Here is a 25,775-nt window from a genome sequence, read left to right on the forward strand (position 1 = left end):
AGCCATGCAAGTTATTAAAAAGCGTTTCCTATTGTTATCGTGCTTACTGGGTATGACGACCAATGCCGAAGTGATCCCCGTTTACCAAATAAACGAAGCGCCCGGCACTTATGTGCAAACTACACTCACGCATGATGTTTATCGCTACAGCGCGGACACGCAGCTAAATGATTTGGTAGTGATCGATGCGCAAGGCAATAAATTGCCCTACCGCATTACGGCGCCCAGTACCCAAGTGAATGAGCAATCGCAATTAGCCGATGCGCGTTTCTTTCCCGTTGCCGTCGGCGCTCCGCCAGAGGCGTTAATCGCGTTAAGCAGTGCATCTATTCGTTTGGATGCAAATGAAATATCGGTCAGCGTAGAAAAAACCACTAACGATAAACTGCAAGACCAAAGTGCACCGGTTGATTTTTATGTGGTGGATGTAAGTGATCTCAAAACCCGCATCGATAAATTGGTGGTGGATTGGCAGGTAACGGAAGCTAACCAATATCTTGAGGTGCAAGTCAGCGGCACTAATGACCTCACCACTTGGTCGAACATCGCACAAACCACACTGGTGCAACTGCAAAAAGAAGGGCAGTTGCTTACCCGCAATAAAATTTCAATCAATTTGAGCGAAAAACAATACGCTTATTTGCGATTGAAATTCACACGCGGCAATGAGAATTTGCAGCTCAGAAAAATCCAGATTGAAAACACCGATAAAGTCGCCAATGCCCCAGTGGTAGATAGTTGGGAAGTAAAAGGCGCACTCGCTGAAGATCAGGATTCAGAACTGCGCGCAGGCAATCACACCACGGCCATGCCAGTCGCTGCATGGGAATTTGCGCGTGATGATATCGCGCCCGTTGCCAATATCAGCCTCAACCTCGGCACCCTTATGTATGGCGATAACATCAAAGTGTTTTCGCGCAATACGGAAAAACAACCTTGGCAATTGCTCCATCAAGGTATTTGGTTTAACACCCAAGTCGGTAGCGATTGGCAGCAGAGCGATGCAATCAATATCTACAGCAATAGCGATATCTACTTGCGCGTCGAACTCAACGAACTGGTACGCACCACACTCAATCCCACCTTGGTTTTCCATCGCCAACCACAAATCCTGCAATTTATTGCGAATAACGCACCACCTTACAAAATTGCGATAGATGATCAAGCTGCACCCAATAGCCAACAAACTAGCACACAAATTTTTTCGCAGTTGGTGAGCGGTAAAGAATTGCAGTGGGGGCAGGTGGCGTTTACGGAATTAAACCCAAGTATGGATTCGTTTGCTCGTCATGGCATGCAGATGAGTTGGAAGACGCTGTTGTTTTGGGGGATTTTGATTTTAGCTGTGGCGGTGTTGGTGGGTGTTGCGATTCGGTTGATGGGGCAGATGAATGCTAAAGTTAAATCTTAGCGAAGGATATTGCGAATATGATCAAAGATACCATTAATGCTCTTGGTTTACGATTTTGTTGTGATGATATTGACACGTTGCAAAATAAAATTTCGTATTTGCATGGCAGTGGGAAATACGATCGTCTTATAAGAGAGATGCATAAGGAGAAAGATGTCAATAACTTCTATTCGAAAATTTTTGAGGTATCTATAGCGCAAGCCATTGAATATGCAGGTCTGATTTCATTATATGAGGTTAATGTAAGAGAAAATGATAATTCAAATATTGATTTTAAAATCAGTGATGATAGTGGGTTTTCATTGTTTCTTGAGGCAAAGCTTTTACAAGATGTAAAGTCGAAGGACGAAATAGAGCAGCAGTTAAAAAATGGCGACTTCTATTCAATTTTAATGGATGGCGAAAGACAAAAAAAGAGATTTTCCGCTTGCAGAGTGACATTCTAGGCAAAATTCAAAAAAAGGATGGAACTATAATAAAATTTATCGAGCCGAGCCGAGAATGTGCAAACGTAGTTGCAGTTGATGTAACTGATCTATTTCTCGATGGTGTCGATTCTGATGATTGCAGTCTTGCATGTTACGGCGATAGTGGTGTAGATGAAGTTTATTTAAAGCAAGGGGTGATTGGTATATTTGAGCAGTCGCCCACCACTAAAGAATCAGTGGAAGGTGATTTAAAAAATATATTTAAAAATGCTCAGCTCTTATTAAATGGAGTGGTTTTTCTATTCAGGCCGCGGAACTCTAGCCGAATTAATACTAATATAAGTTATTTTTTTGTGTGTAATAGAAATTTAACATCAAGCGAGAGCGAAATAAGAATAAGATCAATTTTTGACAAGCTCTTCCCAAAATATTCATAGCTGAAAGGCAATGCTGTCATGGTTGTATCAGTAGTCTAATCGCTTTATACAATCCTCAATCGTCAATCAATTAAAGAGTGTGTAATGGCTTCAAAATTTTATGTGGTATGGGCAGGGCGGGAGACGGGGATTTTTACGGATTGGCCGACTTGTAAGAAGCAGGTCGATGGATTTGTGGGGGCGCGTTATAAATCGTTTTTAACACGCGAGGAAGCCGAAGCCGCTTTTGGTAGTGCAAAAGCCACCGCTGGAACCGGACGTGCTGCCGCCGCTAGCGGTGCCAAAATCAAAACCTATAATGCCGCTGAAGTAAACGCATTACCCGTCGATGTAAAAATATTTACCGACGGTGGATGCGAACCAAACCCCGGAGAGGCGGGTTCGGGTTTAGCGGTTTATCACGATAATAAAGTGGTTGAGCTTTGGTATGGCTTGTATAACCCCATGGGTACTAACAACACCGCCGAGTTAAATGCGTTGCACCAAGGTTTATTATTGGCAAAAGATGAAATCGCCAAAGGCAAAACTGCAGCGGTTTTTTCTGACTCCCAGTACTCCATCCAATGCGTTGTGCAATGGGCAGTTGGTTGGGAAAAAGCGGGTTGGAAAAAGAAAGGCGGCGAGATTAAAAACCTCGAACTGATTAAAGAAATTTATTCCCTGCACCAAACCCTGAAAGACAAAGTGCAAGTGTTGCATGTGAATGGCCACGTTGGTGTACAAGGCAACGAACTCGCTGACCGCATGTCCATTCTTGCTATCCAGTCCCGCGAAACTGAATTTGCACTCTACCGCGAGCCGTTGGATATAACAGCAATTTTGGCAACACGTGCAGGTTGATGAGTAGAATGAAATTCGGTGTATGCCCTTGCTGCAGATCGCGCAATTTAAAAAAGATTCAAGGGGAGCAATTCACCTGTTTGGATTGCGCGGCACCTTTGCGTTTCACATGGAATTGGCTGCACTGGGCTAGCATCATTGCCTACATATTGTTGTCAAATTATTTGGATGAAGTTCCCGTAACTATTCGCTTCAGCATTCTTGCTGTGGTGCTGGTGGTGTTGCTGATTTTATATTTTCGCCTTCGCCAGTTTCATTTGGATGAATTTAAACTTGATGAAGAGCTCACTGCGGCCAAGAGCGAGTTGTATCAGATAGACAGATTTGTTGGCGGCAAAATTGGTGTAATCGACTTTATTAACGAAGTGGATGAGTTAAAAAAGACCTATGCGAAAGAGCCTGCAGTACGGTCGCTTGTACAGAATCATTTTAACCGTGTCGGTGGTTTGAGTATTGAGGAGCAGGCACTCAGTTTTACATCAATTCATCCTTATGTGGATCTTAAAAAGATCGCGCTTCAACAGCAACACGAGACCCGTAAACGAATTGAGCGTTTGAATGCCTACAAATTACAAATCTAATGCAAATAATCATCTCATTCAGAAAAACATTGGTATTCCCGCCACTAACTGCTTTAATCCCATCAGCAACACAAATGGCAGTCTAAGGCTGCCCACATACGATAATTATCGTTTACGCGGTTAAATCCGTCTCTTTACAAGCCACTTATGCCAAAAGCCCTGAACAAAGACACAAAACTCCCTAACCCAAAATTAAATCACATACTCGCCTCGCTCCCTGCCGCGGACTATGAACGGATTTTGCCCGACCTCAAACTAATCGATATGCCTCTCGGCTGGACTATGTCTGAATCGGGCGATCATATTAGTTACCTGGATTTCCCGATCTCGGGCATCGTCTCTTTGATGTATAACCTCGAAGATGGCTCAACCAGTGAAACAGCGCTGGTAGGTTGTGAGGGTATGGTGGGGATATCCATTTATATGGGCGGCGAGAGTATGCCCTCCAGTACGGAAGTGCAGACCGCCGGACAAGCCTATCGCCTAAGCCGTAGATTAATGAAGCGCGAGTTCGCTTTGGGTGGAGAGTTACAACATTTATCCTTATTATTCGCCCAGGCCTTAATTTGCCAAACATCGCAAACGGCAGTTTGTAATCAACATCACTCTGTCGAGCAACAAATGTGTCGCTGGATGTTGATGTCGTTAGATAGATTGAAAACCTCTGAATTATTGATCACCCAGGAAGCCGTTGGCCGACTCTTAGGTGTAAGGCGTGAAAGTGTGACGCAAGTCGTGAGCCTGCTGCAAAAAGACGATTTGATAGAGCGCGGCCGTGGCCGTATTAAAATTCTGGATCGCGTCAAGTTGGAAAAACGTGCCTGTGAATGTTACGCAGCTGTTAAGGATGAGTACGAGCGTTTGCTTCCAGGTAGTTTGAATTTAGAATAAGCAGAGCAATATAAAATTTAACACTGGGCAGGAAGGGCAAGGAGCTGCATATATCCCGGGTAGATTTTTATACGTTTTTGGCAATATTATGAATAACACTGTGTCTGGTTTTTTCCCCCGTTATTTTCACAACACCTCATTTGCCGTTTTTGCCTTTCTATTATTTGGTTTGTTGTTGTGGATACCCTCGCTTTTTATTCCCTTTTGGGGCGATGATTATTTTTTCTTAACGCAAGCACGTGAAGCTCGCTTAAATGGTGATTCCTGGTGGTTGCCGTTTGTAACGCAATCGCAAACCGGTTTCTGGCGGCCGTTAAGTATGGATACCGGCTGGCGGTTTGTAGAACAAGTGCTGCAAGGCGATGTCATATCCGCGCATATTTATTCCTGGTGTTTAACACTCGTATCGCTACTGGCCGTAGCTTGGTTCGCGTATGAATTTGCGCGGGCGATGCACTGGCCGCAGCCAAAACTGATTGCACTACTCACAGCGGCTATGCACGCGGTACATGTGGCTACTTATTTGCCGTTGCATTGGGTCGCAGCGATGAATAGCCCGACGCTGGTGTTTTTTATGAGCGCAACGCTCGCCTTGTGGATTGCATTGCCGCGTTTGCAGGGCAGGGTTCGCTGGCTGGCTTTACTGATGCTCCCCGTGCTGCAATTGCTGGCATTGTTTAGTAAAGAGTTGGCAATTTTAATTCCTGCATTAGTGGTGGTGCTTGCGATATTTTTGCGCGACAAACAAAGCTACCAAAGAGCGGATGTAGTTGTTTTGTTGGTGTGTGTAGTGATGTGTTTGGTGTGGTTGTATTTCTATAAAGAGTTCACACCCAGCCGCCATTCCGCTTATGGTTTGACGCTGGGCGAGAATCTGGTGATTAATACCCTGAGTTATTCCGCATGGATTTTTAATGTGCCGCGCGAAGCCTTGCGTATGATCGTTATGGAGCGATACTTGTTGGGGGTTGCATGGGCGGCTGCCTGTTTTATCCCCATGGCTATTGTGTATTGGCTAAGTATTCGCGCGTTAAAACCTTCACTCACCATTGTGCAATGGCTCGCAGGTTTGGCTTTTTTAATTATCGCTTACGGCCCCTATTTTTTATTGGCTAACCAATCTTATGAATATTATGCCGCTGTGGCGATAATACTTCCCCTGCTGTTGGTTGCGCGCGCGCTGGTGATGACTGATCGAATTAAGATTGGTTTGTTACTGATAGGTTTTTCATCATTAATAGCAGTGCAGGGCACACGCTCGGCAGCTTACCCTGCGGTAATTGATCGCGCCTTTTGGGCGGAACGGCAAATAGAAACATTGCAACAAGATACGATTGTCTCGCCCTTATTGGTCAGTGTTGCTAATGAACATCAGTTTGCCGCTATAGGTGTGCGTGGCTTGGAGTGGCGATTGGGGTTGCCAATAGGCAGTGTAATCCTCACACGGGATTGTTATCGCAACGGTGAAAAATTAGCACAGAGAATTCTGGTGCAAAATACTGCTGGGGATTTTGTGTGGGAGGATTGCAATTGATCGCAGCAAAACAGATTTGTCTAAAAACAATTTTAACTACATATGCTGATGAACTTGCTTTGATCATCGGCAATGGCATCAATCGTTACAACAGTGATAGTGGCCTGAATTCGTGGGATGCAATGTTGTTGGATTTATGGATTAAACATACTGACGATGACCCCAAGGATATTCCGCTCGGAATATCACTCACTGAATTTTATGACGCACTGGATTTAAGTAGCACCTCTAAAACCAAAAACCTACAAAAAGAATTTTGCGATTTTCTTGTTGGTTGGAATGCAAAAACGCATCACCAAACGATGATGGCTTGGGCAAAACGCCATTCAGCCCCGGTATTGACGACTAACTTTGATGAGACCTTGTCAGATTGTGCCGCGCTGGAATTACACCATGCCGATGCTGTGCGCTTTACGGATTTTTATCCCTGGGCCAGCTATTTTGCAGCGGGAGAAATTAAAAACCCTGCGCAGGAATTTGCGATTTGGCATATCAATGGCATTAAGCGCTATTCGCGCAGTATCCGCTTGGGGTTAAGCCACTACATGGGCTCCGTTGAACGTGCGCGCACCTTAATCCATAAGGGCGGGGAGGGGCGTTTATTTGCCGATGCCAAACATGGCAAGTGGAATGGTCGCGATACATGGCTACATATTATTTTTAATAACGACTTGTTGTTTATCGGTTTGGGATTGGATACTTCTGAAATATTTTTGCGCTGGTTACTGATCGAGCGCGCAAAATATTTTAAAACTTTCCCCGAGCGCGCCAAAAAAGCCTGGTATGTTCATGCAGGGCGAGATTTATCACAAGGACAAACAATATTTTTGAAAAGTGTCGGCTGTGAAATTATCAAAGAAGAGAGTTACGACGCGCTTTATGGGAATAGTTGGTCAGTCCTTTGACTCCGATCGCTTAGGCCGCTCGTACATTTATCTGTGCGGTCTTAAATGATCGACAGATAAACAAGAGGGTTTCACGCGTTTGAATATCGGTTACCGTTCGTGCGACCGCGACGGCAGTTTCAAAATCGTGTTTCAGGCACAGGCATCTGACTTCACGAATCAATTCAATGTCTTTCCTAATCAAATCCATCTTCTACCTCATTGTTAGTTGAAATCTCCGTGTGGGAATCACACTTTTCTACCTGCTCCGCAGGCACCGTTGTAAGTATCGCGTAGGCTCGCAAAAGCTCCAATCCGATAGGTCTGGTTTGCTAGATTAGATTTTCATAACAGGAATTTTGCTAGCACTTTCACGCCTAATAAGCCCCCACAGAATGATACAAAACCGTCTTCAGATCGTATTGGTGAACACTAGCTTGCCAGGATCTTTACAAATGAAAACAGCAATTTATTGGTTCAGATATGACCTGCGGTTGGCTGATAACCCCGGTTGGACGCAATTGGTTGCCTCCTGCGACTCTGTGGTGGGTGTGTTTGTATTGCCCAAACGCTGGTTTGTGCCGGGGCGTTATCAAAGCAAGGGCATAGAATCCCATCGTTTGAGGTTTTTGCTTGAATCACTTGTTGATCTGCGCTCCCAGTTGCGCGCCTGCGGTAGTGAATTGATCGTACTTGATGGCGATCCTGCGCACGAGCTTGCAAGCTTCGCGGAGCATTTGGATGTGGGGGCAATTGGCGTGGGGCAGCATCCGGGCAGTGACGAGTGTGATGACGTGGTGCGTGTGCAAAATCGGATCGATATTCCGGTCAAGTCCAGTGAGAATTTCACGCTCTTTGATCGCGCCGAATTACCCTTTGATCTGCAAGACTTGCCCGATATTTTTTCGCAGTTTCGCAAGCGTGTAGAGCAACAGCCGCCAAGCCGTGCACTCTCTGCGCCACAGCGCTTGCGTCAGAGTGTGATGGTTGATCATTCAGCTTGTGTACTGGACAAGTGGTGCGCGATTTTGTCAGCGCAGCGTATGGCCAATCCAGTACATCCACAGGCTCTGGCTTTTTCGGGCGGCACCAAGGCAGGTGTTGAACAATTACAATATTATTTGGAAGGTTCACACAACATTGCATCCTACAAAGAGACGCGCAATCAACTTGATGGCTGGGATTTTTCATCCAAGTTATCGCCTTGGTTAGCCTTTGGTTGCATTTCTGCGCGGCAAGTTGCCGAGGCTATTCGGCACTACGAAAATAAATATCAGGCCAATGATTCCACTTACTGGCTGTATTTTGAATTGCTCTGGCGTGAATACTTTCAATGGCTCGCGTTTCGTTACGGCAAAAAAATGTTTGCGCTGCGCGGCATACAAAATAAAAATCCGCTGTTGAGTTTTTATTCCGCTGAGTTTACTGCCTGGTGTTACGGTAATACCGCCAGTGATTTTGTGAATGCGTTTATGCGGCAGCTACTTAACACGGGCTGGATGTCGAATCGCGCCCGCCAGATTGTCGCCAGCTATTTGATTAATGAATTGGGTGTTGATTGGCGCTACGGCGCTGCCTGGTTTGAACAGCAACTTATTGATTATGATGTGGCCGCCAATTGGGGTAATTGGCAGTACCTTGCCGGAGTGGGCACAGATCCGCGTGGACGGCGGCATTTTAATATTGAAAAACAGCGGCAGACTTACGACCCCGAATCAATTTTTATCGAGCGCTGGGGAGCATAAATCTAACTGCTGCGGTGGTGTAGCAAATACTGATGGTGCGCGGGATTTTGTGATTAATTCCTGCAGAATCGTATTCTGTATCGCGCCTGATCTGTAATTCCCGGTTTATACTATCGCCAATTTATTATTGGTATGGTGTAAGTCGATGGATACGCCGATTTTTAATATTCACGATGTCATTTTGATTATGACATTTGCTGTTAGTGGTGCATTGGCGCTCATGCAGCCTGTAGTGCCTGATTCCAACCGCTTGGCAAAAGGCGTGTTGGCGATATTTTATATCTGTATTGCCATCGACGCCGTGTGTACTTTGTTGCTCTGGAATGATCAAATCCACCACAGTGAATTTACTTCTTATGTTATTGCCTATTTTTTTGTGTTGGCCTCTCTCATCAAAGGCGCTGCACTGTATTTTTACATTCTGGCGATTACCCGCGAAAATTTTTCATTGCAGCTGACTGATGCGCTGCACCTGGTCCCTGTCTCGTTGTGTTTGTTATTGTTAGTGGCGCTTAGAGTCAATACGGATGTATTGCGTTTTGATCTCGATGAGATTAGTCCCGCATTTGAACGGGCCATTCATGGCATTTGGTATTTTATTAAGATAATGCCGGTGGTTTATGCGGTGGCGGCACTGGTGGGGTTGCGTTGGTATCGTCAACAGTTGCGCGAGCGTTATTCGTCTATTAGCGATGTGCCGATCGATTGGCTGAACTACTTGGTGATAGGCTTTTTATTCTCATGGATGTGGACGCTGGCGGCAAATATTTTGGGTAACATTTCCAGTTTATCAACCGCAGAAGTGGTTGGGCTGGCAAATAACTATATCAATTTCGTTCTGGCGATTGCGCTATTTGCCTACAGTATTGCCTATGTCAAAACACTTTTAAGGGCAGGGGCCGATAACCAATCGGCTGAAATGCCTGATAAAACCAGTGAAATACTGCTTGAAAAAATCCGTTCAGGCATCGAGCTGCAAAAACTCTATTTGAACCAAAGCCTCACAATTGAAGAGTTTTCCAATGAAATAGCCGCTCCTTATCGAGAGGTTTCCAATACCATTAATAAACACTTTAATACCAATTTTTTTGAGTTTATTAATCGCTACCGGGTGGAAGAAGCCAAACGTATGTTGGCTGATTCTGCTTATGATTCGCTAAGTATATTGGAGATATTGCACGAGTCCGGGTTTAACAGTAAGTCTGCCTTCCAACGGTTTTTTAAACGGCTAACGGGTGTTTCTCCGCGTGCCTTTAGAAAAAATCCGATGAGCGTAAAAACCGACTAGTGTAAAAACATAATGGCGTAAAGAACAAAAAGGGCGCCTGTGCCAAGCGGACATCAGTCGCCTTTTTTAGTTAGGGTTTTTGGTAAATACGCACATGCTCAATTTCAAATGAGCGCGGGAATATAGAATCATCCACCGCCCCGCCCATATCGCCACCAATAGCAAGATTCAACAATAAATATTGCGGTTTGTTGAATGGCCATGCGGCTATTCCAGAGCCAGTATTGTAATAGGTGTGATACACAATGTTATCCACCGCAAATACAATCTTGTCGGCAGTCCAGGTCATTTGATAATTATGGAAGTTGCTGCAAGCATCGGGAATTTGGATGGATTTGCTATCGCCCCATGTGCTTTCGGTTGCGGGTGTCCAAATGGTTCCATGCACAGTCGTAGGATCCATACCCACATGCTCCATGATGTCGATCTCGCCATTGGCTGGCCAGGGGTCATTGACGGTGCCGAGTGTCCAGATTGCCGGCCAGGTTCCTTTGCCGCAGGGCATTTTTGCGCGAATTTCAAAATGCCCATACGTCCAACTGGCTTTGCCATTGGTGATTAAACGTGCAGAGGTATACTGCTGGCCACCGTAATCAGCTGCTGAGGTGAGCGCCTCTTTGCGTGCAGTAATAATTAATTTTCCATTTTTTACTTCAGAGTTTTGTAAACGCGCTGCTGCATAATATTGTTTTTCGTTGTTGTACCAACCGGTTTGGTTCGCCTCTGTGTCGTATGCCCACTTGGTGCTACTTGGTAAGCCAGCAATATCAAATTCATCTTGCCACACCAAATTGTAGCCAGCCGGCACGCCATTGTTATTGGATGCTGAACTGGATGATTTTGTTGATGAGGCGACGGAAGATTTAACTGAAGAAGAGGATTTACTCGATGAGGATGATTTGATCGATGACGAGGATTTGCTTGAGCTAACTGCACCATTGGGAATGACTTCGATCCAATTAAAATTCCAACCCGCCGTTTCGGCATAGACCCCAAGCTGATAAGTCCCTGCTGCGATAGTGGTAGTGAACGAAACGGTCTTCCAATTTTGCCAGCCGTTGGTCGCCGATATTGGAACACTTCCCAAATAAATTGACCCGGCATTCAAATCGAGCGCAACGCGCGCACCGGTTGGACTGGCCACACGCAGGTTGATGGTATAGCTACCACTGCTGGGGATCACCAAATTGCTATAGGTGAGCCATTCATTGGCGGTGATCCAACCCAGATTAAAACCGCCATTGGTATCCAGCGTTTTTTCGATATCGACATTATCTGTGCGATAGGTGCCGCCGGTATTACCGGTGGTGGAATCGTAATAGTAGTTATAGTTCTCCGCTTGAAAAACAACTGCTTGCGCCGGAGCGCATAGCATCCCGGATATCAACAAACCAGCGCCGCCACAACAGGCGTTATTGAAAATATGTCGAAGCTTCATACTAACCTCATTAATTATTCGTGGATGATTAGGCTCGCCCAGGCGAGACCACAGATGAATATTTGCGTTTGGCTGGGGCTAAGTCGCTCCACTTTTCGCCGGGAGAAAAATCAAACGTCCCATTCGAGTGTGCGGAAGTGGGTTGTTGGAGAGGTTTGTGCGTTGGTTCGCAGCCACAGGGCGACCAGGGTTTGGTTTTGTAAATTCCTTGTTATTTATCTGATAATTGGGTTAGATTTGCCGGATAAACACTAATAACAGGATGATTTACTGATGACTAACCTACGCTTATCCCTGACGACTCTTATAGTGTCTCTTCTTTTTAGCTCTGCAGCCCATGTAGTGTCCGCCGCTGCGCCAACGACGGCACAGAATCCGGACCAGGAAGAGTGGATCGATTTATTTAACGGCAAAGACCTGAGCAACTGGTCGCCGAAGATCCGTGGTTTTGCGCTGGGTGAAAACGCATTTAATACGTTTCGTGTTAGCAACGGTATTCTGCAAGCGCGCTACGATGAGTACACCGAGTTTAAAGAGCGTTTCGGCCATATTTTTTACAACGGAGGGCCGTTTTCCCATTACAAAATCCAGGTGGAATATCGTTTTGTGGGTGAACAAGTGAAAGGGGGCCCAGCCTGGGCATTGCGTAATAACGGTATCATGTACCACACGCAAGATCCTAAGACCATGGCAGTGGAACAGGATTTTCCGGGCAGCATGGAGTACCAATTATTGGGTGGTAATGGCAAAGACCCGCGCACCACCGGCAACCTTTGCACTCCGGGCACACATGTCGTATTCAACGGAAAATTTACTGAAGACCATATTATTAATTCCAGCAGCGACACTTATCATGGCGACCAATGGGTCACAGCAGAATTAATTGTGCACGGCAGTGAAAAAGCCGAGCACTTTATCAATGGCAAAAAAGTATTGGAGTACACCGGTTTACAATGGGATGACCGCACGCCCAATGGCAGTGGTTTTATTGCTTTGCAAGCAGAGAGCCATCCAACCGATTTCCGTAAAGTGCGGCTGTTAAATCTGGAAGGTTGTATGGATAAAAAAGCGAATAACTACAAAAGCTACTTTGTAAAAAACAAACCTGATACCTGCCAATACAACAAATAACCCTCATGTCACACCCTACTGGTAATTGTATTAACGGTACGTCGCTGAGTATGTGCTGGATGATTTAAAGCAAGCCTGATCATTATTGTTGCTTATTGCATTCGAATAACCTTGCGAGTGTTGTTAAAGCCAGCTCATAACGAGCTGGCTTTTTTATGGGCATCGCCGTAGTGCGGTTTTTTAGGGCAATCGAATGCCCTACGTAACGACAATTTATGTTGTGCAACGAACAGACGCTCAGCATATATGGGTAGATACTTTAATTTTAACGTAATGTTTATCTGTTGGCTCAGGTGAAACAGATTCCGGTTGATTGGAGCAGTTGTGGATGTGCAAGTGACGGATTTTCAGGATGTCACAATAAGCAAGAAGCCATTAGTTGGATGGCACCCTTATCCAAAGCGCTAAGGTTCGAGAGTGATATAGCTTGTAAGGTCAAGACATGAGGCAGATGACATGGAAATTAAAACTTTTTCAGATTTGATTGGCTGGACTCGTCAGCTGCATAGCTACTTGGCAAAATATCTTGCGGATTGCTCATCAAAAAATGAAGAAGAGCGAGCTAGATTACTACTCGATTATCTGGCCGAGCACGAATCCAAAATGGAAAAAATGGTGGCAGCGTTCGAAAGGCAGGCCGAAGCCGAAGTGATGAACACTTACATTTACGACTATTTATCTCATCAACCTATCCAATCAAACGAGATACCCTACGTGCAACTTGGCTTTGATAGTATCTGCCAAGAGGTGTTTGATTATCATCAGCAGGTCATTGAGCTCTATCGCGATCTTGAAGAAAAAGCCGTAATTCCTGAAGCGAAGGATTTGCTTGGTTCCTTACTGGCGATGGAGCAGCACGAGGCTATGCTGCTTGTCCGGCAAACAGGACGAATGAACGATCTTTGAGAGGTGAAGCTTCACTGCTCCACCTTTTATGCTGTGCACAACGGGGCATGAAATCATCTGCCATGTTTCAGTTTTTGTGTAGCTGAATTCGGCGCGGTGCCAGTTTTTACATTCAGTGAATTTGTACTCTTCCTTGAGTGTCCAGTAGTAAGTTAATGTCCTTCGTGCACTTCTTCTTTTAAGGTTGAAAGGTAAGCAACCAGATCGCGTAACTCCGCCTTGGTGAGCCCCAAACCCATTGGTGGCATAGGGGAAATTCCGCCGAACTCGAGTTTTTCAATTTCTGTACGCGCAATCGTTTTCGCTTGGTTGTTTGTGGTAATTGTCACGTCTGTTTTAGTTTCTGCATCAAACGAACCTTCAATCCTTTCACCTGTTTTTAATGCCACGGTGACACGGCCAAAACCGGGAGCGATTCGAGCTGCGGGTGCAACCAGTGCTTCCAGCATTTGTTCTGGTGTAATGCGGGTGGCAATGGTGGTTAAATCCGGCCCCACTTTGTTTCCGCGTGTACCTACCATGTGGCAACGAACACATTGGGTTGAGTTGCTGTAGCGAAATAGTTTGACACCTTCTTCTGGATTGCCACCGTAAATAGATTCGCGGTAAATATCGAGTGGATTGTTTTTATCCCTTTTGCTTTCGTAAGTGGCCAGCAGTTGTTTAAATTCCGGTGTGCCGATTTTTTCCACCGCCGTTATTAGTTCAAGCTGTACTTCCGGTGCAATTTTTCCATCGATCAAGAGTGCCATTTGTTCGGCGAATACCGCTGCAGCTTCCGGTGCTTTTACATTCGCAAGTGAAAGCAGCGCTGCTTGTTGTTCGCCCGTAGTTCCATTTTTTAGCAAAATGCTGTGCATCTCTACCACTTGTGCGATGGGCAGGTTCAATTCAGGAACCAGTGCGAGGGCCTTCATGCGTACCGATTGGGATTTGTCTTTCAATGCGATAAAAACCAAGTCGCCGATATTCGCAGGGTTAAATTTTTTGAGTGTGTGCAGCGCGGCGATACGCACGGCATCCGATGAATTATGTTTGAGTAATTCAACCAGCTGGTCATTGGCTTTCTGGATATTTAATTCGCCCAAGGCTTTAACCGTGGCCTCGCGCACGTTGCTGTCTTTGTCGGCCAATAATGTGCTGTAGCCGCCACCAAGCGCTGCAATTGCTTCTGCCTTCTGACGGTTGAGTGGGCCGCGATACATTCCAGTAACACGGTCGTAGTTAGATGACTCTGCCCATACCGATACTGCTTGAATTGCTTCTGCGCGCAACTTTCCCGAGATATTTTTTTGTTGTGCAAATTGGATCAGACGGTTGGCATTTTCTGCGCTATTGCCCCCGGCATAAACGTTAGCGTTGATGGCGCGGCGCAACAAAGGCTCATTGGTAAACACGGGCTGTTCAATTAATTTGGCCAGTGCAGGCAACGCATCGACAACCAGATTGTCATCATTAATCGCCCGTGCGGCATTGGTGACAACAAATTCGCTTTTATCATTTAAAAATAAGGCGAGGGCAGGGCTTTCCATTTGTTTTAATGCAACCACTGCGGCGATCCGCACGGCTTCGGATGGATGTGTCGAGAGTTTACTTAATGCTTCCTGATTGCCAATACGTCCCAATGCGATAGCACCTGCGTGACGCAAATACACATCTTGTTCATTATTGGCCTGAAGCATATCAACCAGCGGTGCTATGGCCGATTCTGCGCGGATGCGCCCCAAGGCTTGGGCGGCATAGAGTTGCGCACGCGGATTTTTATCGGCAAGCAATGGCAATAATTTTTCTGTAGCCGCTGTGGTATTGGCATCGCCTAAAACCTTGGCGGCTTGCGCGCGAATTTCAGAATCGGCGTCTTGCAGTAGATTGATTAATACCGCGTGCTCGGTCGGATTTTTACGCAGGATTTGCCCCAGGCCCCAAATAGCATGAATGCGCGCGAGCTGGTTGCTCGATGAAATGGCGATGGTCTGCAAGGGTTTTAATTGCTGGGTTTCCACCAATGCGAATTGTGCTTTTTGGCGCACACGCATATCCACATGGTTTAACAGTTCGACTAATTTCTCAGTGGGTTCTTTACGCAGGTCAGCAGCAAGCAATGTTTTGGTTTCTGTGCGGATAGCATTGCCAGCCGTATCAGGGGTGTCCAATTTCCACACTCGGCCTTTTTGTTTTAACCCCCAGCCTTCAATCCAATCACTCATGTAGAGCGCACCGTCAGGCCCGAAATCCAAACCGGTTGCTAACACGCCGCGGAAAACATTTTTGTCACTAGCCAATTCAAAACTTGCACCTTTTGGTTTCAATGTGAATGCGTTAACGCCTGCGCGTGTAGCCGAACCGACAAATTCCACCACAAAGAAATGATCTTTCCATTGGTCATTAAAAGCAGTGCCGGGGTTGTATGTCATACCCGCCGGGCCTGCGTGATAAGGCGCTACGGGTGGCAGTACATGCGCAGCCTGGCCTTTGAATTGCGGCTTGTAATATTCCTCATCCATCCAGACTTTGTAATTATTGTTTTTAGGGTCTTTGTATTTTCCGAGCTGCCAATTAATTCGCCAGCCGGTATCTGAGCCTTCAATTAAGTGCACTACGCGTTCATATTCGCCAACGTGATCACCATCGTTATCCACACTGATAAAATTGCCGTATTTATCAAATGAAAATTCATAAATGTTGCGCAGGCCTGCGGCGAAGACTTCAAAGTTACTGCCATCGATTTCACTGCGCACAATCACGCCTTGATTTGGGTAGTGCCATTTTTTACCGGTGCTGTCAGTAACGCTGGTGCCTACGTCGCCCATGCTGTAATACATTTTTCCATCGGGGCCTAGCAGCGCGCCGGAAAGGCCGTGGCCACTAAAACCAATGTGCACACCGTAGCCATTGGCGAGTGAGGTTTTGCTATCCATTACACCGTCGCCGTCGGTGTCTTTTAATCGCCAAAAATCCGGGGCGACATTCACAAATAATTCATCGCTTTGATCGTTATAAAACATTCCTCCGATAACATCGGTCACTTCGGTATTAAAATCTTCTACTGCTGTTTGTGCAAAATCCGCTTTACCTGTGCCCTGCGTGTCTTCCAAACGAATCACTTTTTCTTTTACAACAGCAAGATCGCGCCAATCGTGGCTGCCATCGTTATTACGATCAGGAATGCGTTCGTTTTGTGCACTTTTTTCCGGCGCGAGTTCACTGTGTAGAAATGCTCGGCGATCTTCAACCGTTGTGAATGCAACTGAAGGGTGTTCCCAATCGGGATAGGCGCGGATATCAAATTCAGAATTGTTACTGCGCTGGGTAATACCTGCCCAGATACGCCCTTTGTCATCCACATGGATGGCCACTGTATCGCCCAATAATTTTTCTGATGCCCAGAGTTCGCGGGTAATGCCATCGGCCAATGTCATGGGAACTTGCTGCTCAATAGTCTGTGCAGTTTGTTTTGCCTCATCGGGCGTGATGCGGGTGATGTCGAGCGCCGCGCTACTTGCTGCGGCACTTGCTTGTGTTTGTTGAGCTTCAGATGTGGGCGACTCTTTGGAGCAACCACCGATAATAATCAGTGAGCCGATAATAGGGGCAATCAAATAACGGGATAAAGGGATTCCAAGCGGGCATTGTTTCAGCGTAGATTGTTTCATGGTCAGCTCACAGCTATTTATGATTATTAGTCACAGGGGACGGACTTGTAGTTGTGTAGAATTATAGGTGAGTCAGTGAACGGCCGCGTGCAAATTGACGCTTGTGAACATTAATTAACACTTGGAGAGGAGCGACAAGGCAGAAGTGATGATTATTTCTGCCTTGTCTGAACTACATCCTTTTTTATACCGGTATTCCCGCAGGTACTGCAGAGACTTTTTTCGCTTGCGTACCTTCTGGTGCTTCATATAAATCGGCGACCGAACCTAATTGATCGCGCACACGTATCATGGAAAACATACCGCCCATTTCCAATTTTCCGTGACGGCCTTCGCCCATCATCATTGGCAGGGTATTTTCCGGCCCCGGCATATGGCCCATATCGGTATGCACCTGATGTTCTGCCATTCCACTTTCACCCATCGCCATATAGCCGGGCAACACTTTATTGATTTGCGCTTCCGGTTGTTGGGCTCCGAGCATATTGGGTACACCGTGCCCCATGGCATTCATGGTGTGGTGGCTCATGTGGCAATGGAACGCCCAGTCACCGGGTACAGCAATAAATTCCAGATCGCGTGTTTGGCCTACGCCAACAATTTCAGTGACTTCTTTGCGCCACTGCGTTTGTGGCCAGCGCCCACCATCTGAACCGGTTAATTCAAATTGCACACCGTGTAAATGAATCGGATGATTCCACATCGACAAATTGCCCACGCGAATTCGCACGCGCTCACCGGTTTGCGCGACCATGGATTCAATCGCAGGAAATACTTTGCTGTTCATGGTCCACAAATCAAATTCACTCATCACACTGGGATCGGGTTTATAGGTTCCCGGATGGACTGCCCAATTGTGCAGAAGCACCGCGTAGTCGCGATCAACTGCCGGTGTGGTTTGTTCTTTGGGGTGAATGATAAACATGCCCATCATCCCCATCGCCATTTGCACCATTTCATCGGCGTGCGGGTGATACATGTGGGTACCGTGTTGGACGAGTGTAAATTCATACACAAAGGTTTCGCCCGGTTTTATAGGTGGTTGTGTTAAACCGCTAACGCCATCCATTCCCCACGGCAGTAAAAGCCCATGCCAATGTATGCTCGTATGTTCTGGTAGTTTGTTGGTAACGTAAATACGCACGCGATCCCCTTCGACTGCTTCAATCGTTGGGCCTGGTGTGCTGCCATTGTAACCCCAGGCTTTTATTGTGGTTCCCGGTGCGAATTCGTGTTCAACTTCTTCGGCGATTAAATGAAATTCTTTTACGCCATCATTCATGCGATAGCCAAGCGTGCGGCCATTAGGTGTAATGACCGGGCGATAGCCTTGCGCGGTCGGCTCCATTTTTTTTGTGCTGACAGCAGGAATATTTTTGGTGGTTTTCGCCACCCGTTTTTTTGTGGTGGTATGTTGTGAGTGATCAACACCGGCAGTATTTTTCTGATGAGCTGAGTGATCTTGCTGCGCGCCCAGCGGCAAACTGGCCGCAACCAAACCTGCTGCGCTGCCCAATAAAAGAGTGCGACGATTAATCATGGTTGTGCTCCTCATGTTCACTGGTCGTTTTATCGACGGATTCTGTAGGCATATCGTCTTCATGAAGTTGATGCGCTGAATGATCATCTGCTTGTTGATGAGTGCTGTGGTCCATTTTGCTGTGGTCCATTTTGCTATGGTCCATTTTGTCGTGCCCCATCTTGTTATGATCTACAGCTGGCGGCGGTACAGGAAGTGCACGCCCAATTGCCAATTCAAGTTGCGTGCGTGCTTGCCAGTAATTTTTTAATTCGCTGGTATAGTCGTGCGCTAATTGAATTTGTTGCCGTTTAATATTGAGCAATTCAAAAGGGCTGCCCAGCATAAAATTGACTTCGCGGTTGGATAGGGTTACGCGCTTTTCTGCCACCTGTAAACTTGCGCTAATTAAATCGAGCTGTTCGCGCGCCAACTGCATTTGGTTTAACGCTTGGGCGATTTCAGTGTCGACATCTAATAGGGCTTGTGCGAGCTGCGCTTGCGTTTTTGTGGTTTGTGCATCGATTGCGGCAAGCTTGCCTTGATTGCGGTTAAAAATGGGCAATGCAAATTCGATTTCGGGGCCGACATTGGTTGCCCCATCAAATTCGCGCTCGGCATTGATGCCAATGCTCATATCGCGCCAACCGTTTTCCTTGCGTATCAAACTGCGGCGATTTTCTAATTGAGCCAATTGTTGTGTGGTGATTTTTATATCTAGGCGGTCATTTTGTGCTTGTTTAAGCAGATCCGCGTGCGTTAATTTTTCTGTGGGCAATACCGGTAACTGATCAGGCAAGGTGATTGCCTGATGAGAGTTCATGCCCAACATATTCAGCAGCGTAAGATACTGTTCATGCGCATTACGTTTGCGCTTTTTGACTTGCTGCTGCACACGGCGCAATTCATTGTCGTAATACAAAAAACTATTTTCCGACATGTTGCCCGCGCGGTAGAGGCTGTTGGCCAATTGCTGGCGGGCGAGGGTGGCATCCAGCATTTGCTGCTGTACTTGCAGATGCTGACGCGCTGCAATCGCGCTGTAATAAGCATCGCCAGTTTGTGCAATCAAGGTTTGCAGGCGCGATTGCAAACGCAATTGCACACTGAGCAAATTATCCTCGGCAAGTTGGCGGCGCAGTGGACGGGTAAATAATTCCAATAGTGGTTGGCTTAAGCCGACGTCCAATTGCCAGCGCCCACCATCTTCCGGTTTTAATGCACCGATCGATAAATGCGGATTGCTGATTAATTCCGTTTGAAGGCGCTGCGCATCGGCAATGCCCAGCTGCGCCATTTCAATACGGACTTGTGGGGATTGGCTAAGTAAAAGTTGGATCGCTGATTTCAGATCAATTGTGTTGTCATCAATGTGCGCCGGCACAGAGGATAAACTGGCACCGGGATGCGTTTGACTAAGTTGTTCAGTGGCCAACGCCACTGAATTTTGTGTTGGTGTAGTGGTACAGGCACTGAGCAGCAGGCTTACGCAAAAGAGTAAGCCGCTACGAAGGAGCAGGTTAGTGGAGTTCATTTTTAAATGTCCTTAACTATTGACCGAACGTAACAACATCGGTGCAGCAAGTTAACAGCGAAAAATCGATTAAACCGAAAGGTTTATCAGTGTTGATCAGTAAAAATTTAACGGTAAAGTCGCGGTGGCCGCTGCGGCATCGCTAGTAGAGGTTGTGCAGGGGAGGGGGAGGTAAATTGTGTATAGAGGATGAGAATGTCAAAAATAGGCTGAGTAAATTCGCGCAGTACTAATGCTGAGTGCCAAGTACAAGAAAACTGGCAGTGTTTGCAAGATTGCGTATCGGCTGAATTGCCTTGGTCAGTGTTTGATGCTGGATAATCCGCTTGTGTTTCTACCGGTGTATCGTGGCAAGAAAAATGTGGCGTGGCTTCAGGTGATTCATCCGCCTGCATCAAACTAGCGTCCAGTTGCGCACAATGCAGCCATTGCCCCGCAATTGCCTGCAGCGGTAGCCACAGGCAAAGAGCGATCACAATAAGATGCAAGTTTTTACGCGCAATCATAAAAAATATTCCGCTAGTGTTTGTGAGTGCAGGCGAGTCCATCCAAAATCGGGCAATCAGGCCGATTATCTCCGTGGCATTGCGCTGCTAAATCGCTGAGCGCCTGACGCATCTGCTGCAACGATTTTATACGCTCATCCATGTCACTGATATGTTCAAGTGCCAACTTTTTTACTTCTGCACTACTGCGCTGCGAATCTTGCCAAAGACTGGCGAGTATTGCTATTTGTTTCATCGAAAATCCCAAATCCCGCCCACTTTTTATAAAACGCAGCAAGTGGATGTCACGAGTTTGGTAGACGCGATAATTGGCATAAGTACGATCCGTCGGTTTGACTAGTCCAAGGGTTTCATAATGGCGAATCATTTTGGCGCTGACACCGGTAATTTTCGCAGCTTCCCCGATGCTGTGTAGCCCTTGGGCGTGAGCATCCGCCAATTCCAGTACCGGTTTGTGGGCAAATCGACTCATGATTTTTACTCCGTAGCGGTTTTCCAATTACGTAAGCGTAGTGCGTTGGTGACAACAAAGACGCTGGAGAGTGCCATGGCGCTAGCGGCCAACATAGGCGATAAGAGTAATCCAAAAAATGGATAAGCAATACCAGCGGCCAGCGGAATCAATGCAACGTTGTAGGCAAACGCCCAAAATAGATTTTGCTTGATGTTGCGCATAGTGGCGCGCGCCAGGGCAATGCTTTTGGGGACACCCTGAATATCGCCACTCACCAGTACCAGGTCGGCGCTTTCAATTGCAATGTCCGTGCCTGTGCCAATCGCCAAACCTAAATCGGCTTCTGCAAGCGCGGGCGCATCATTAATGCCATCGCCAACATAGGCAATTGCGCCGTGTTGTTTGCGCAATTCTTTCACCGCCGCTACTTTCTGATTGGGCAACACTTCAGCAATCACCAAATCGATGCCCAATTGTTTTGCAATTACGTTAGCGGTACGTTGATTGTCACCGGTGATCATGGCGATTTTAAAATCGAGTGAGTGTAGGGCTTTCAACGCAGCAACGGTTCCGGGTTTTATGGTATCGGCAAGCGCCATCACTGCGGCAATGTGATTGTTGACGGAAACATAAATTGGCGTTTTACCCTCAGCCGCTAGTTGCTGTGCAGTTGTGCTAAATACATCAAGATTGATACCGAGTTTTTCAAACAGGCGATCAGCACCTATATGGATTTCTTCGCCAGACACCTTCGCTTTTAATCCATAGCCGGGAATTGCTTCAAATGTTTCCAAAGTGCCAAGCGCGATTTTTTCTGCCGCCGCAGCGTCTACCAATGCATTTGCAATCGGATGTTCAGAGTGTTGCTCTGCCGCTGCAGCTAAGGCCAGCACTGTATTTTTTTCAAATCCGGATGTAACAATAAAATCGGTAAGTTTGGGTTTGCCAAGTGTCAGGGTGCCAGTTTTGTCAAAGGCGATGGTCTTCACTTCTGCAAGTGTTTGCAATGCTGTGCCGCTGCGAAATAACAACCCCAGACTCGCTGCACGACCAGTTCCCACCATTATCGATGTCGGTGTTGCCAACCCCATGGCGCAGGGGCAGGCGATAATCAACACAGCTACTGCATTGACTAACGCAAAGCTCAGTGCAGGCTCGGGGCCGAAGAACAACCAAACCATAAAGGTCAGCGCAGCTATCAACATCACCACCGGCACAAACCAACGCGTAATTTGGTCCACCAGCGCTTGTATCGGCAACTTTGAACCTTGCGCTGTTTCCACCAACTCAATGATCTGCGCCAGCAGCGTATCTTTGCCGGTTTTGGTAACACGATAGGTGAATGAGCCCGTGGTATTGAGCGTGCCACCAATGACTTCAGCGGCGACCGTTTTACTGACAGGGATGGGTTCACCGGTCATCATGGATTCATCGATAAACGAACTGCCCTCAATAATTTCTCCATCGAGCGGAATTCGCTCGCCGGGGCGAACGAACAGCAGATCATTGCGTTGAATCAACGATAGTTCTACAGTTTCTTGCTTACCATCGCGCAAACGAGTGGCGTTGCGAGGTTGGAGTTTTACCAGGCGGGCAATCGCATCGCTGGTGCGACCACGGGCGTTGGCTTCCATCAATCGGCCCAGCAAAATCAGTGTGACTATTACCGCAGCTGCTTCGAAGTAAACGTTCACCGTGCCAGCAGGGAGAGCGTCAGGCGTAAAGGTTGCAACTAAGGAATAGCTCCAGGCGGCCAAGCTGCCAAGAGCTACCAGCGAGTTCATGTCCGGCTGTAAACGCACCAGCGCTGGTAAACCCCTTTGATAAAAGACCCAGCCGGGACCAAACATCACCAGAGTTGTCAGCGCCGCTTGTATGATCCAGTTCCAATTTTCCAAATTAGCCATTAGCCAGTGATGCAGTGCAGGAATTAAATGACTGCCCATTTCCATGGCGAAGATGGGCAGTGTAAGAATCAGGCTGAAAAGAAATTTTTGCTTAAGATCGACTCTTTCCTTCTCGCGTTTTGCGGCGTTTTCTTCTTGATCTGAAACTTGGGCGGGGCGTGCCTGATAACCCGCTTGTTCTACTTTTTGAATTAAATCGGCAATAGGAACGCTATGTGAAAGCATTAAGTGCGCACGCTCTGTTGCCAGATTTACGCTGACACTACTGACTCCATCCACTTTTGTTAGCGCTCGCTCAACGTGGGCGACGCAGGATGCGCAGGTCATCCCCTCAATCGCTAAATCCAGTTCTTGCATGGTGGTGCTCATGGCCTTTTCCTCTATGAGTGGGTGGTCTCGAGTTGAGCTGGATAACCTGCGTCACTCAATAGTGAGAGCAACTGCTCGCTGGATAAAGCTGACTCAACTTCTATCCTACGGATAGCTGGAGAGGCTTTTACCTGAGCAAGCTTGTCAGCGTTGTTAATGGCGCGATTGATAGCGGCGGCGCAGCCCTGGCAAGTCATATCCTGAACAGTAAATCGGTACATGATGAACTCCTACTTGGTTGACGTTAAAGCCAGACTAAGGCTTACCATCGTGGGAAGGTCAACATTTTATATTCTAGTCTTTATCAATTGCGGTCTGTGCGTTGAGCTACTAGTATCACGCACTTTATTGGTGCGACAGGATCTGCCATGACGATTAAACACCTTCTGCATGAAGCTCGTTTGCTCTTGGGTATAGAGCGTAATACCACCCGCAACGGCGAGAAAATCATATCGGCGGTCGGCGCTTTTTTCGGCATACTGGCGGTTTATTGGGGCACACGTTGGTGCTTCCCCGATGGCTTTATGCATACCGCAGGCACCTTGATTATGGTGACCTCTATGGGAGCGACAGCGGTGTTACTGTTTGCGGTACCGCAAGGCGCTTTGTCCCAACCCTGGGCGGTAATTGGTGGGCATTTGTTATCTGCCTTTGTCGGAGTGAGCATCCAACAGTTATTTCCCGATCAGACTTGGACGCCAGCATTGGCAGTGGGTTTGGCGGTGGGCGTAATGCATTACTTGCGCTGCATGCATCCACCCGGTGGAGCGACGGCTTTAGCGGCGGTGATTGGCGGTGCAGAAATTTACCGGTTGGAGTACTTTTATCTGGTGATGCCGATCCTGATTAACGTGGTCAGTATTATGTTGATGGCTATCGCCTTCAATGCCTTTTTCCCCTGGCGTCGCTACCCGGCACATCTCACCCGCCGCAAGCTCGCAAAACCGGCGGTGGCATCCGAGCGGCAATTCGAATTAACCCAGGAAGACTTTTCGGCAGCCATGGAGCAGCTCAACTCCTACGTGGATATCACCAGCGAAAACCTTACCCAATTGCTGGAGCTGGCAAAACAGCATGCCGAAAAAAACATCACCCACCCGGAGCATATTATCGCGGGGCATTTTTACAGCAACGGCAAGTTGGGCAACTTATGGAGTGTACGTCAGGTCGTAGATGCCGCTGACAACCAAAACGCCAGTAAAGATCAGGTGATTTACAAGATAGTGGCGGGAGCGGGCGGTTATGCCACCGGGATTTGTCTGCGGGCAGAATTTCGCCAGTGGTCACGCTATGAGGTTAAACAGCAACCCAATGGCCACTGGAAAAAAGTCACTGATGAAGATTAGCGGCACACCGACTGTCGCTGTATTACAAATTCCAACAAATTTCAGGTGTTTAGGGGCTAGTAGTCAGGATAAGATGCGGCAATCCTGGCTGGGCTCCAAGGCCTTGTTGGCAAAGTATCCTATCTATTTATAACTAGAGGTTTATCGTTCATGCGTTTATCTACCCAGTTCACATCTCCCGCCAAATGGCTCAAGCACTCATTTTCTGTAGCATGCTTGGGCGCAAGCTTATTAATGACGCAAGCAGCTAATGCGACTACCGTGCAATTCCAAACTGTGATGGGTGATTTTGAAGTAAATCTCTTTGATAAAACCACACCAAAAACCGTTGAAAATTTTCTGGCTTACGTAAAGGCTGATGCTTACAAGAACACTATTGTGCATCGTTCTGTGCCGGAATTTGTGGTGCAGGGTGGAGGTTACCGATACACAGGTCAATTGCCTTTGATCATGATCCCGCAAAACCCGAAAGTGATCAACGAGCCTGTCTACTCCAATCTGCGCGGAACTATCGCTATGGCTAAATTGGGAAGCGATGCCAATAGCGCCACAAACCAGTGGTTTATTAATTTGAGCAATAATGCATCAAATTTGGATAAGCAAAACGGCGGATTCACGGTGTTTGGCCAGGTAACCGGTAACGGCATGGCGATTCTTGATGCAATTGCTGCGCTCAATCGTTTCACATTGGGCAGCCTTCAGGGGTTCCCTTTGAGAAACTACACGGCGCAAGATAATACAAACAATGTGGCAATCACCGACTCGCATTTGGTGCTTATTCAAAATATTGTGGTATTAAATGCTGATCCTGATACCGCAGCAAACTTGAACCCGACCAAAAATACCCTTATCAACGAAACCGACAAAGATGATGGCGGCAGCGGCAGCATGGGTTTAATCAGTTTGCTGATGTTAGGTTTGCTTGCGTTGGGGCGTAAAAGTCTATTGAATAGGAAGTAACTTTTACTTCCAG

The 25,775-nt window shown here is 46.9% G+C and carries 22 protein-coding genes; 14 read left to right on the forward strand and 8 right to left on the reverse strand.

The features are described 5' to 3' along the window. Positions 1-4 precede the first annotated feature (4 nt). The 10 genes from B4E62_RS12370 (at position 5) to B4E62_RS12415 (ending at position 10,039) form a co-directional block, all read left to right on the forward strand. On the forward strand, positions 5-1,411 hold the full coding sequence (locus tag B4E62_RS12370) for a DUF3999 family protein (RefSeq protein WP_331352272.1): 1,407 nt from the start codon (positions 5-7) through the stop codon (positions 1,409-1,411). Positions 1,412-1,428: 17 nt separating this feature from the next. After that, positions 1,429-1,857 carry a hypothetical protein gene (locus B4E62_RS12375; RefSeq protein ID WP_331352273.1) on the forward strand — a complete coding sequence of 143 codons (429 nt, stop codon included), beginning with the start codon at positions 1,429-1,431 and terminating at the stop codon, positions 1,855-1,857. Then, a complete protein-coding gene (locus B4E62_RS12380) occupies positions 1,839-2,276 on the forward strand; it encodes a hypothetical protein (protein WP_331352274.1) in 438 nt (145 codons plus the stop codon). The genes B4E62_RS12375 and B4E62_RS12380 overlap by 19 nt, the downstream gene beginning before the upstream one ends. Positions 2,277-2,360: 84 nt before the next feature. Next, positions 2,361-3,116: a ribonuclease H family protein gene (locus tag B4E62_RS12385; protein ID WP_331352275.1), complete on the forward strand. Its 756-nt coding sequence runs from the start codon at positions 2,361-2,363 to the stop codon at positions 3,114-3,116. Then, entirely contained in the window at positions 3,116-3,697 is a 582-nt protein-coding gene (locus B4E62_RS12390) for a hypothetical protein (protein ID WP_331352276.1), read from the forward strand. The genes B4E62_RS12385 and B4E62_RS12390 overlap by 1 nt, the downstream gene beginning before the upstream one ends. A gap of 240 nt (positions 3,698-3,937) precedes the next feature. Beyond that, positions 3,938-4,588, forward strand: a complete 651-nt coding sequence (locus B4E62_RS12395) for a Crp/Fnr family transcriptional regulator (RefSeq protein ID WP_331352277.1) — start codon at positions 3,938-3,940, stop codon at positions 4,586-4,588. Between the two features lie 88 nt (positions 4,589-4,676). Next, on the forward strand, positions 4,677-6,122 hold the full coding sequence (locus B4E62_RS12400) for a hypothetical protein (protein ID WP_331352278.1): 1,446 nt from the start codon (positions 4,677-4,679) through the stop codon (positions 6,120-6,122). Between the two features lie 59 nt (positions 6,123-6,181). Then, a complete protein-coding gene (locus B4E62_RS12405) occupies positions 6,182-7,027 on the forward strand; it encodes a hypothetical protein (protein ID WP_331352279.1) in 846 nt (281 codons plus the stop codon). A 434-nt stretch (positions 7,028-7,461) separates the two neighbouring features. Further along, the gene (locus B4E62_RS12410; RefSeq protein ID WP_331352280.1) at positions 7,462-8,751 is read left to right on the forward strand and encodes a DASH family cryptochrome; all 1,290 of its coding nucleotides are present in this window, start codon (positions 7,462-7,464) and stop codon (positions 8,749-8,751) included. A gap of 145 nt (positions 8,752-8,896) precedes the next feature. After that, the gene (locus tag B4E62_RS12415) at positions 8,897-10,039 is read left to right on the forward strand and encodes an AraC family transcriptional regulator (protein ID WP_331352281.1); all 1,143 of its coding nucleotides are present in this window, start codon (positions 8,897-8,899) and stop codon (positions 10,037-10,039) included. A 70-nt stretch (positions 10,040-10,109) separates the two neighbouring features. On the opposite strand, the gene B4E62_RS12420 is transcribed toward B4E62_RS12415, so the two are convergent. Continuing rightward, positions 10,110-11,477 (reverse strand): family 16 glycosylhydrolase, encoded by a 1,368-nt coding sequence (locus tag B4E62_RS12420; RefSeq protein ID WP_331352282.1) that lies wholly within the window; start codon positions 11,475-11,477, stop codon positions 10,110-10,112. A 273-nt stretch (positions 11,478-11,750) separates the two neighbouring features. Here B4E62_RS12420 and B4E62_RS12425 point away from each other — a divergent pair, with 273 nt between their 5' ends. Next, positions 11,751-12,608, forward strand: a complete 858-nt coding sequence (locus tag B4E62_RS12425; RefSeq protein WP_331352283.1) for a DUF1080 domain-containing protein — start codon at positions 11,751-11,753, stop codon at positions 12,606-12,608. 456 nt (positions 12,609-13,064) lie between these two features. Next, the gene (locus B4E62_RS12430; protein ID WP_310070993.1) at positions 13,065-13,514 is read left to right on the forward strand and encodes a hypothetical protein; all 450 of its coding nucleotides are present in this window, start codon (positions 13,065-13,067) and stop codon (positions 13,512-13,514) included. A gap of 152 nt (positions 13,515-13,666) precedes the next feature. Here B4E62_RS12430 and B4E62_RS12435 read toward each other — a convergent pair whose 3' ends face one another. From B4E62_RS12435 to B4E62_RS12465, 7 genes are all read right to left on the reverse strand, one after another. After that, positions 13,667-17,167, reverse strand: coding sequence for a HEAT repeat domain-containing protein (locus B4E62_RS12435; protein WP_331352284.1), 3,501 nt, complete (start codon positions 17,165-17,167; stop codon positions 13,667-13,669). Between the two features lie 184 nt (positions 17,168-17,351). Next, positions 17,352-18,707: a copper oxidase gene (locus B4E62_RS12440; protein ID WP_310070987.1), complete on the reverse strand. Its 1,356-nt coding sequence runs from the start codon at positions 18,705-18,707 to the stop codon at positions 17,352-17,354. Continuing rightward, a complete protein-coding gene (locus B4E62_RS12445) occupies positions 18,700-20,220 on the reverse strand; it encodes a TolC family protein (protein ID WP_331352285.1) in 1,521 nt (506 codons plus the stop codon). The genes B4E62_RS12440 and B4E62_RS12445 overlap by 8 nt, the downstream gene beginning before the upstream one ends. 107 nt (positions 20,221-20,327) lie before the next feature. Further along, complete coding sequence (locus B4E62_RS12450; protein WP_310070985.1) at positions 20,328-20,726, reverse strand: hypothetical protein; 399 nt, start codon at positions 20,724-20,726, stop codon at positions 20,328-20,330. 13 nt (positions 20,727-20,739) lie between these two features. Then, a complete protein-coding gene (cueR, locus tag B4E62_RS12455; protein ID WP_310070984.1) occupies positions 20,740-21,198 on the reverse strand; it encodes a Cu(I)-responsive transcriptional regulator in 459 nt (152 codons plus the stop codon). A gap of 5 nt (positions 21,199-21,203) precedes the next feature. Continuing rightward, a complete protein-coding gene (locus B4E62_RS12460; RefSeq protein WP_310070982.1) occupies positions 21,204-23,456 on the reverse strand; it encodes a heavy metal translocating P-type ATPase in 2,253 nt (750 codons plus the stop codon). 11 nt (positions 23,457-23,467) lie between these two features. Beyond that, complete coding sequence (locus B4E62_RS12465) at positions 23,468-23,677, reverse strand: heavy-metal-associated domain-containing protein (protein ID WP_331352286.1); 210 nt, start codon at positions 23,675-23,677, stop codon at positions 23,468-23,470. A gap of 147 nt (positions 23,678-23,824) precedes the next feature. On the opposite strand from B4E62_RS12465, the gene B4E62_RS12470 reads away from it, so the two are divergent. Continuing rightward, positions 23,825-24,802: an HPP family protein gene (locus B4E62_RS12470; protein ID WP_310070978.1), complete on the forward strand. Its 978-nt coding sequence runs from the start codon at positions 23,825-23,827 to the stop codon at positions 24,800-24,802. A gap of 150 nt (positions 24,803-24,952) precedes the next feature. After that, complete coding sequence (locus B4E62_RS12475; protein ID WP_310070976.1) at positions 24,953-25,762, forward strand: peptidylprolyl isomerase; 810 nt, start codon at positions 24,953-24,955, stop codon at positions 25,760-25,762. The last annotated feature ends 13 nt before the right edge of the window (positions 25,763-25,775 follow it).

This window comes from Cellvibrio sp. UBA7671 (assembly GCA_002483145.1).
Classification (GTDB): domain Bacteria; phylum Pseudomonadota; class Gammaproteobacteria; order Pseudomonadales; family Cellvibrionaceae; genus Cellvibrio; species Cellvibrio fibrivorans.

Excerpts from the sequence above, each read along its gene's own strand:
- B4E62_RS12475 (WP_310070976.1), top strand. The coding sequence starts at position 24,953 with ATGCGTTTATCTACCCAGTTCACATCTCCCGCCAAATGGCTCAAGCAC.
- B4E62_RS12410 (WP_331352280.1), top strand. The coding sequence starts at position 7,462 with ATGAAAACAGCAATTTATTGGTTCAGATATGACCTGCGGTTGGCTGAT.
- B4E62_RS12445 (WP_331352285.1), bottom strand. The coding sequence starts at position 20,220 with ATGAACTCCACTAACCTGCTCCTTCGTAGCGGCTTACTCTTTTGCGTA.
- B4E62_RS12425 (WP_331352283.1), top strand. The coding sequence starts at position 11,751 with ATGACTAACCTACGCTTATCCCTGACGACTCTTATAGTGTCTCTTCTT.
- B4E62_RS12385 (WP_331352275.1), top strand. The coding sequence starts at position 2,361 with ATGGCTTCAAAATTTTATGTGGTATGGGCAGGGCGGGAGACGGGGATT.
- B4E62_RS12460 (WP_310070982.1), bottom strand. The coding sequence starts at position 23,456 with ATGAGCACCACCATGCAAGAACTGGATTTAGCGATTGAGGGGATGACC.
- B4E62_RS12390 (WP_331352276.1), top strand. The coding sequence starts at position 3,116 with ATGAGTAGAATGAAATTCGGTGTATGCCCTTGCTGCAGATCGCGCAAT.
- B4E62_RS12415 (WP_331352281.1), top strand. The coding sequence starts at position 8,897 with ATGGATACGCCGATTTTTAATATTCACGATGTCATTTTGATTATGACA.
- B4E62_RS12420 (WP_331352282.1), bottom strand. The coding sequence starts at position 11,477 with ATGAAGCTTCGACATATTTTCAATAACGCCTGTTGTGGCGGCGCTGGT.
- B4E62_RS12375 (WP_331352273.1), top strand. The coding sequence starts at position 1,429 with ATGATCAAAGATACCATTAATGCTCTTGGTTTACGATTTTGTTGTGAT.
- B4E62_RS12370 (WP_331352272.1), top strand. The coding sequence starts at position 5 with ATGCAAGTTATTAAAAAGCGTTTCCTATTGTTATCGTGCTTACTGGGT.
- B4E62_RS12470 (WP_310070978.1), top strand. The coding sequence starts at position 23,825 with ATGACGATTAAACACCTTCTGCATGAAGCTCGTTTGCTCTTGGGTATA.
- B4E62_RS12400 (WP_331352278.1), top strand. The coding sequence starts at position 4,677 with ATGAATAACACTGTGTCTGGTTTTTTCCCCCGTTATTTTCACAACACC.
- cueR (WP_310070984.1), bottom strand. The coding sequence starts at position 21,198 with ATGAGTCGATTTGCCCACAAACCGGTACTGGAATTGGCGGATGCTCAC.
- B4E62_RS12430 (WP_310070993.1), top strand. The coding sequence starts at position 13,065 with ATGGAAATTAAAACTTTTTCAGATTTGATTGGCTGGACTCGTCAGCTG.
- B4E62_RS12450 (WP_310070985.1), bottom strand. The coding sequence starts at position 20,726 with ATGATTGCGCGTAAAAACTTGCATCTTATTGTGATCGCTCTTTGCCTG.
- B4E62_RS12465 (WP_331352286.1), bottom strand. The coding sequence starts at position 23,677 with ATGTACCGATTTACTGTTCAGGATATGACTTGCCAGGGCTGCGCCGCC.
- B4E62_RS12440 (WP_310070987.1), bottom strand. The coding sequence starts at position 18,707 with ATGATTAATCGTCGCACTCTTTTATTGGGCAGCGCAGCAGGTTTGGTT.
- B4E62_RS12435 (WP_331352284.1), bottom strand. The coding sequence starts at position 17,167 with ATGAAACAATCTACGCTGAAACAATGCCCGCTTGGAATCCCTTTATCC.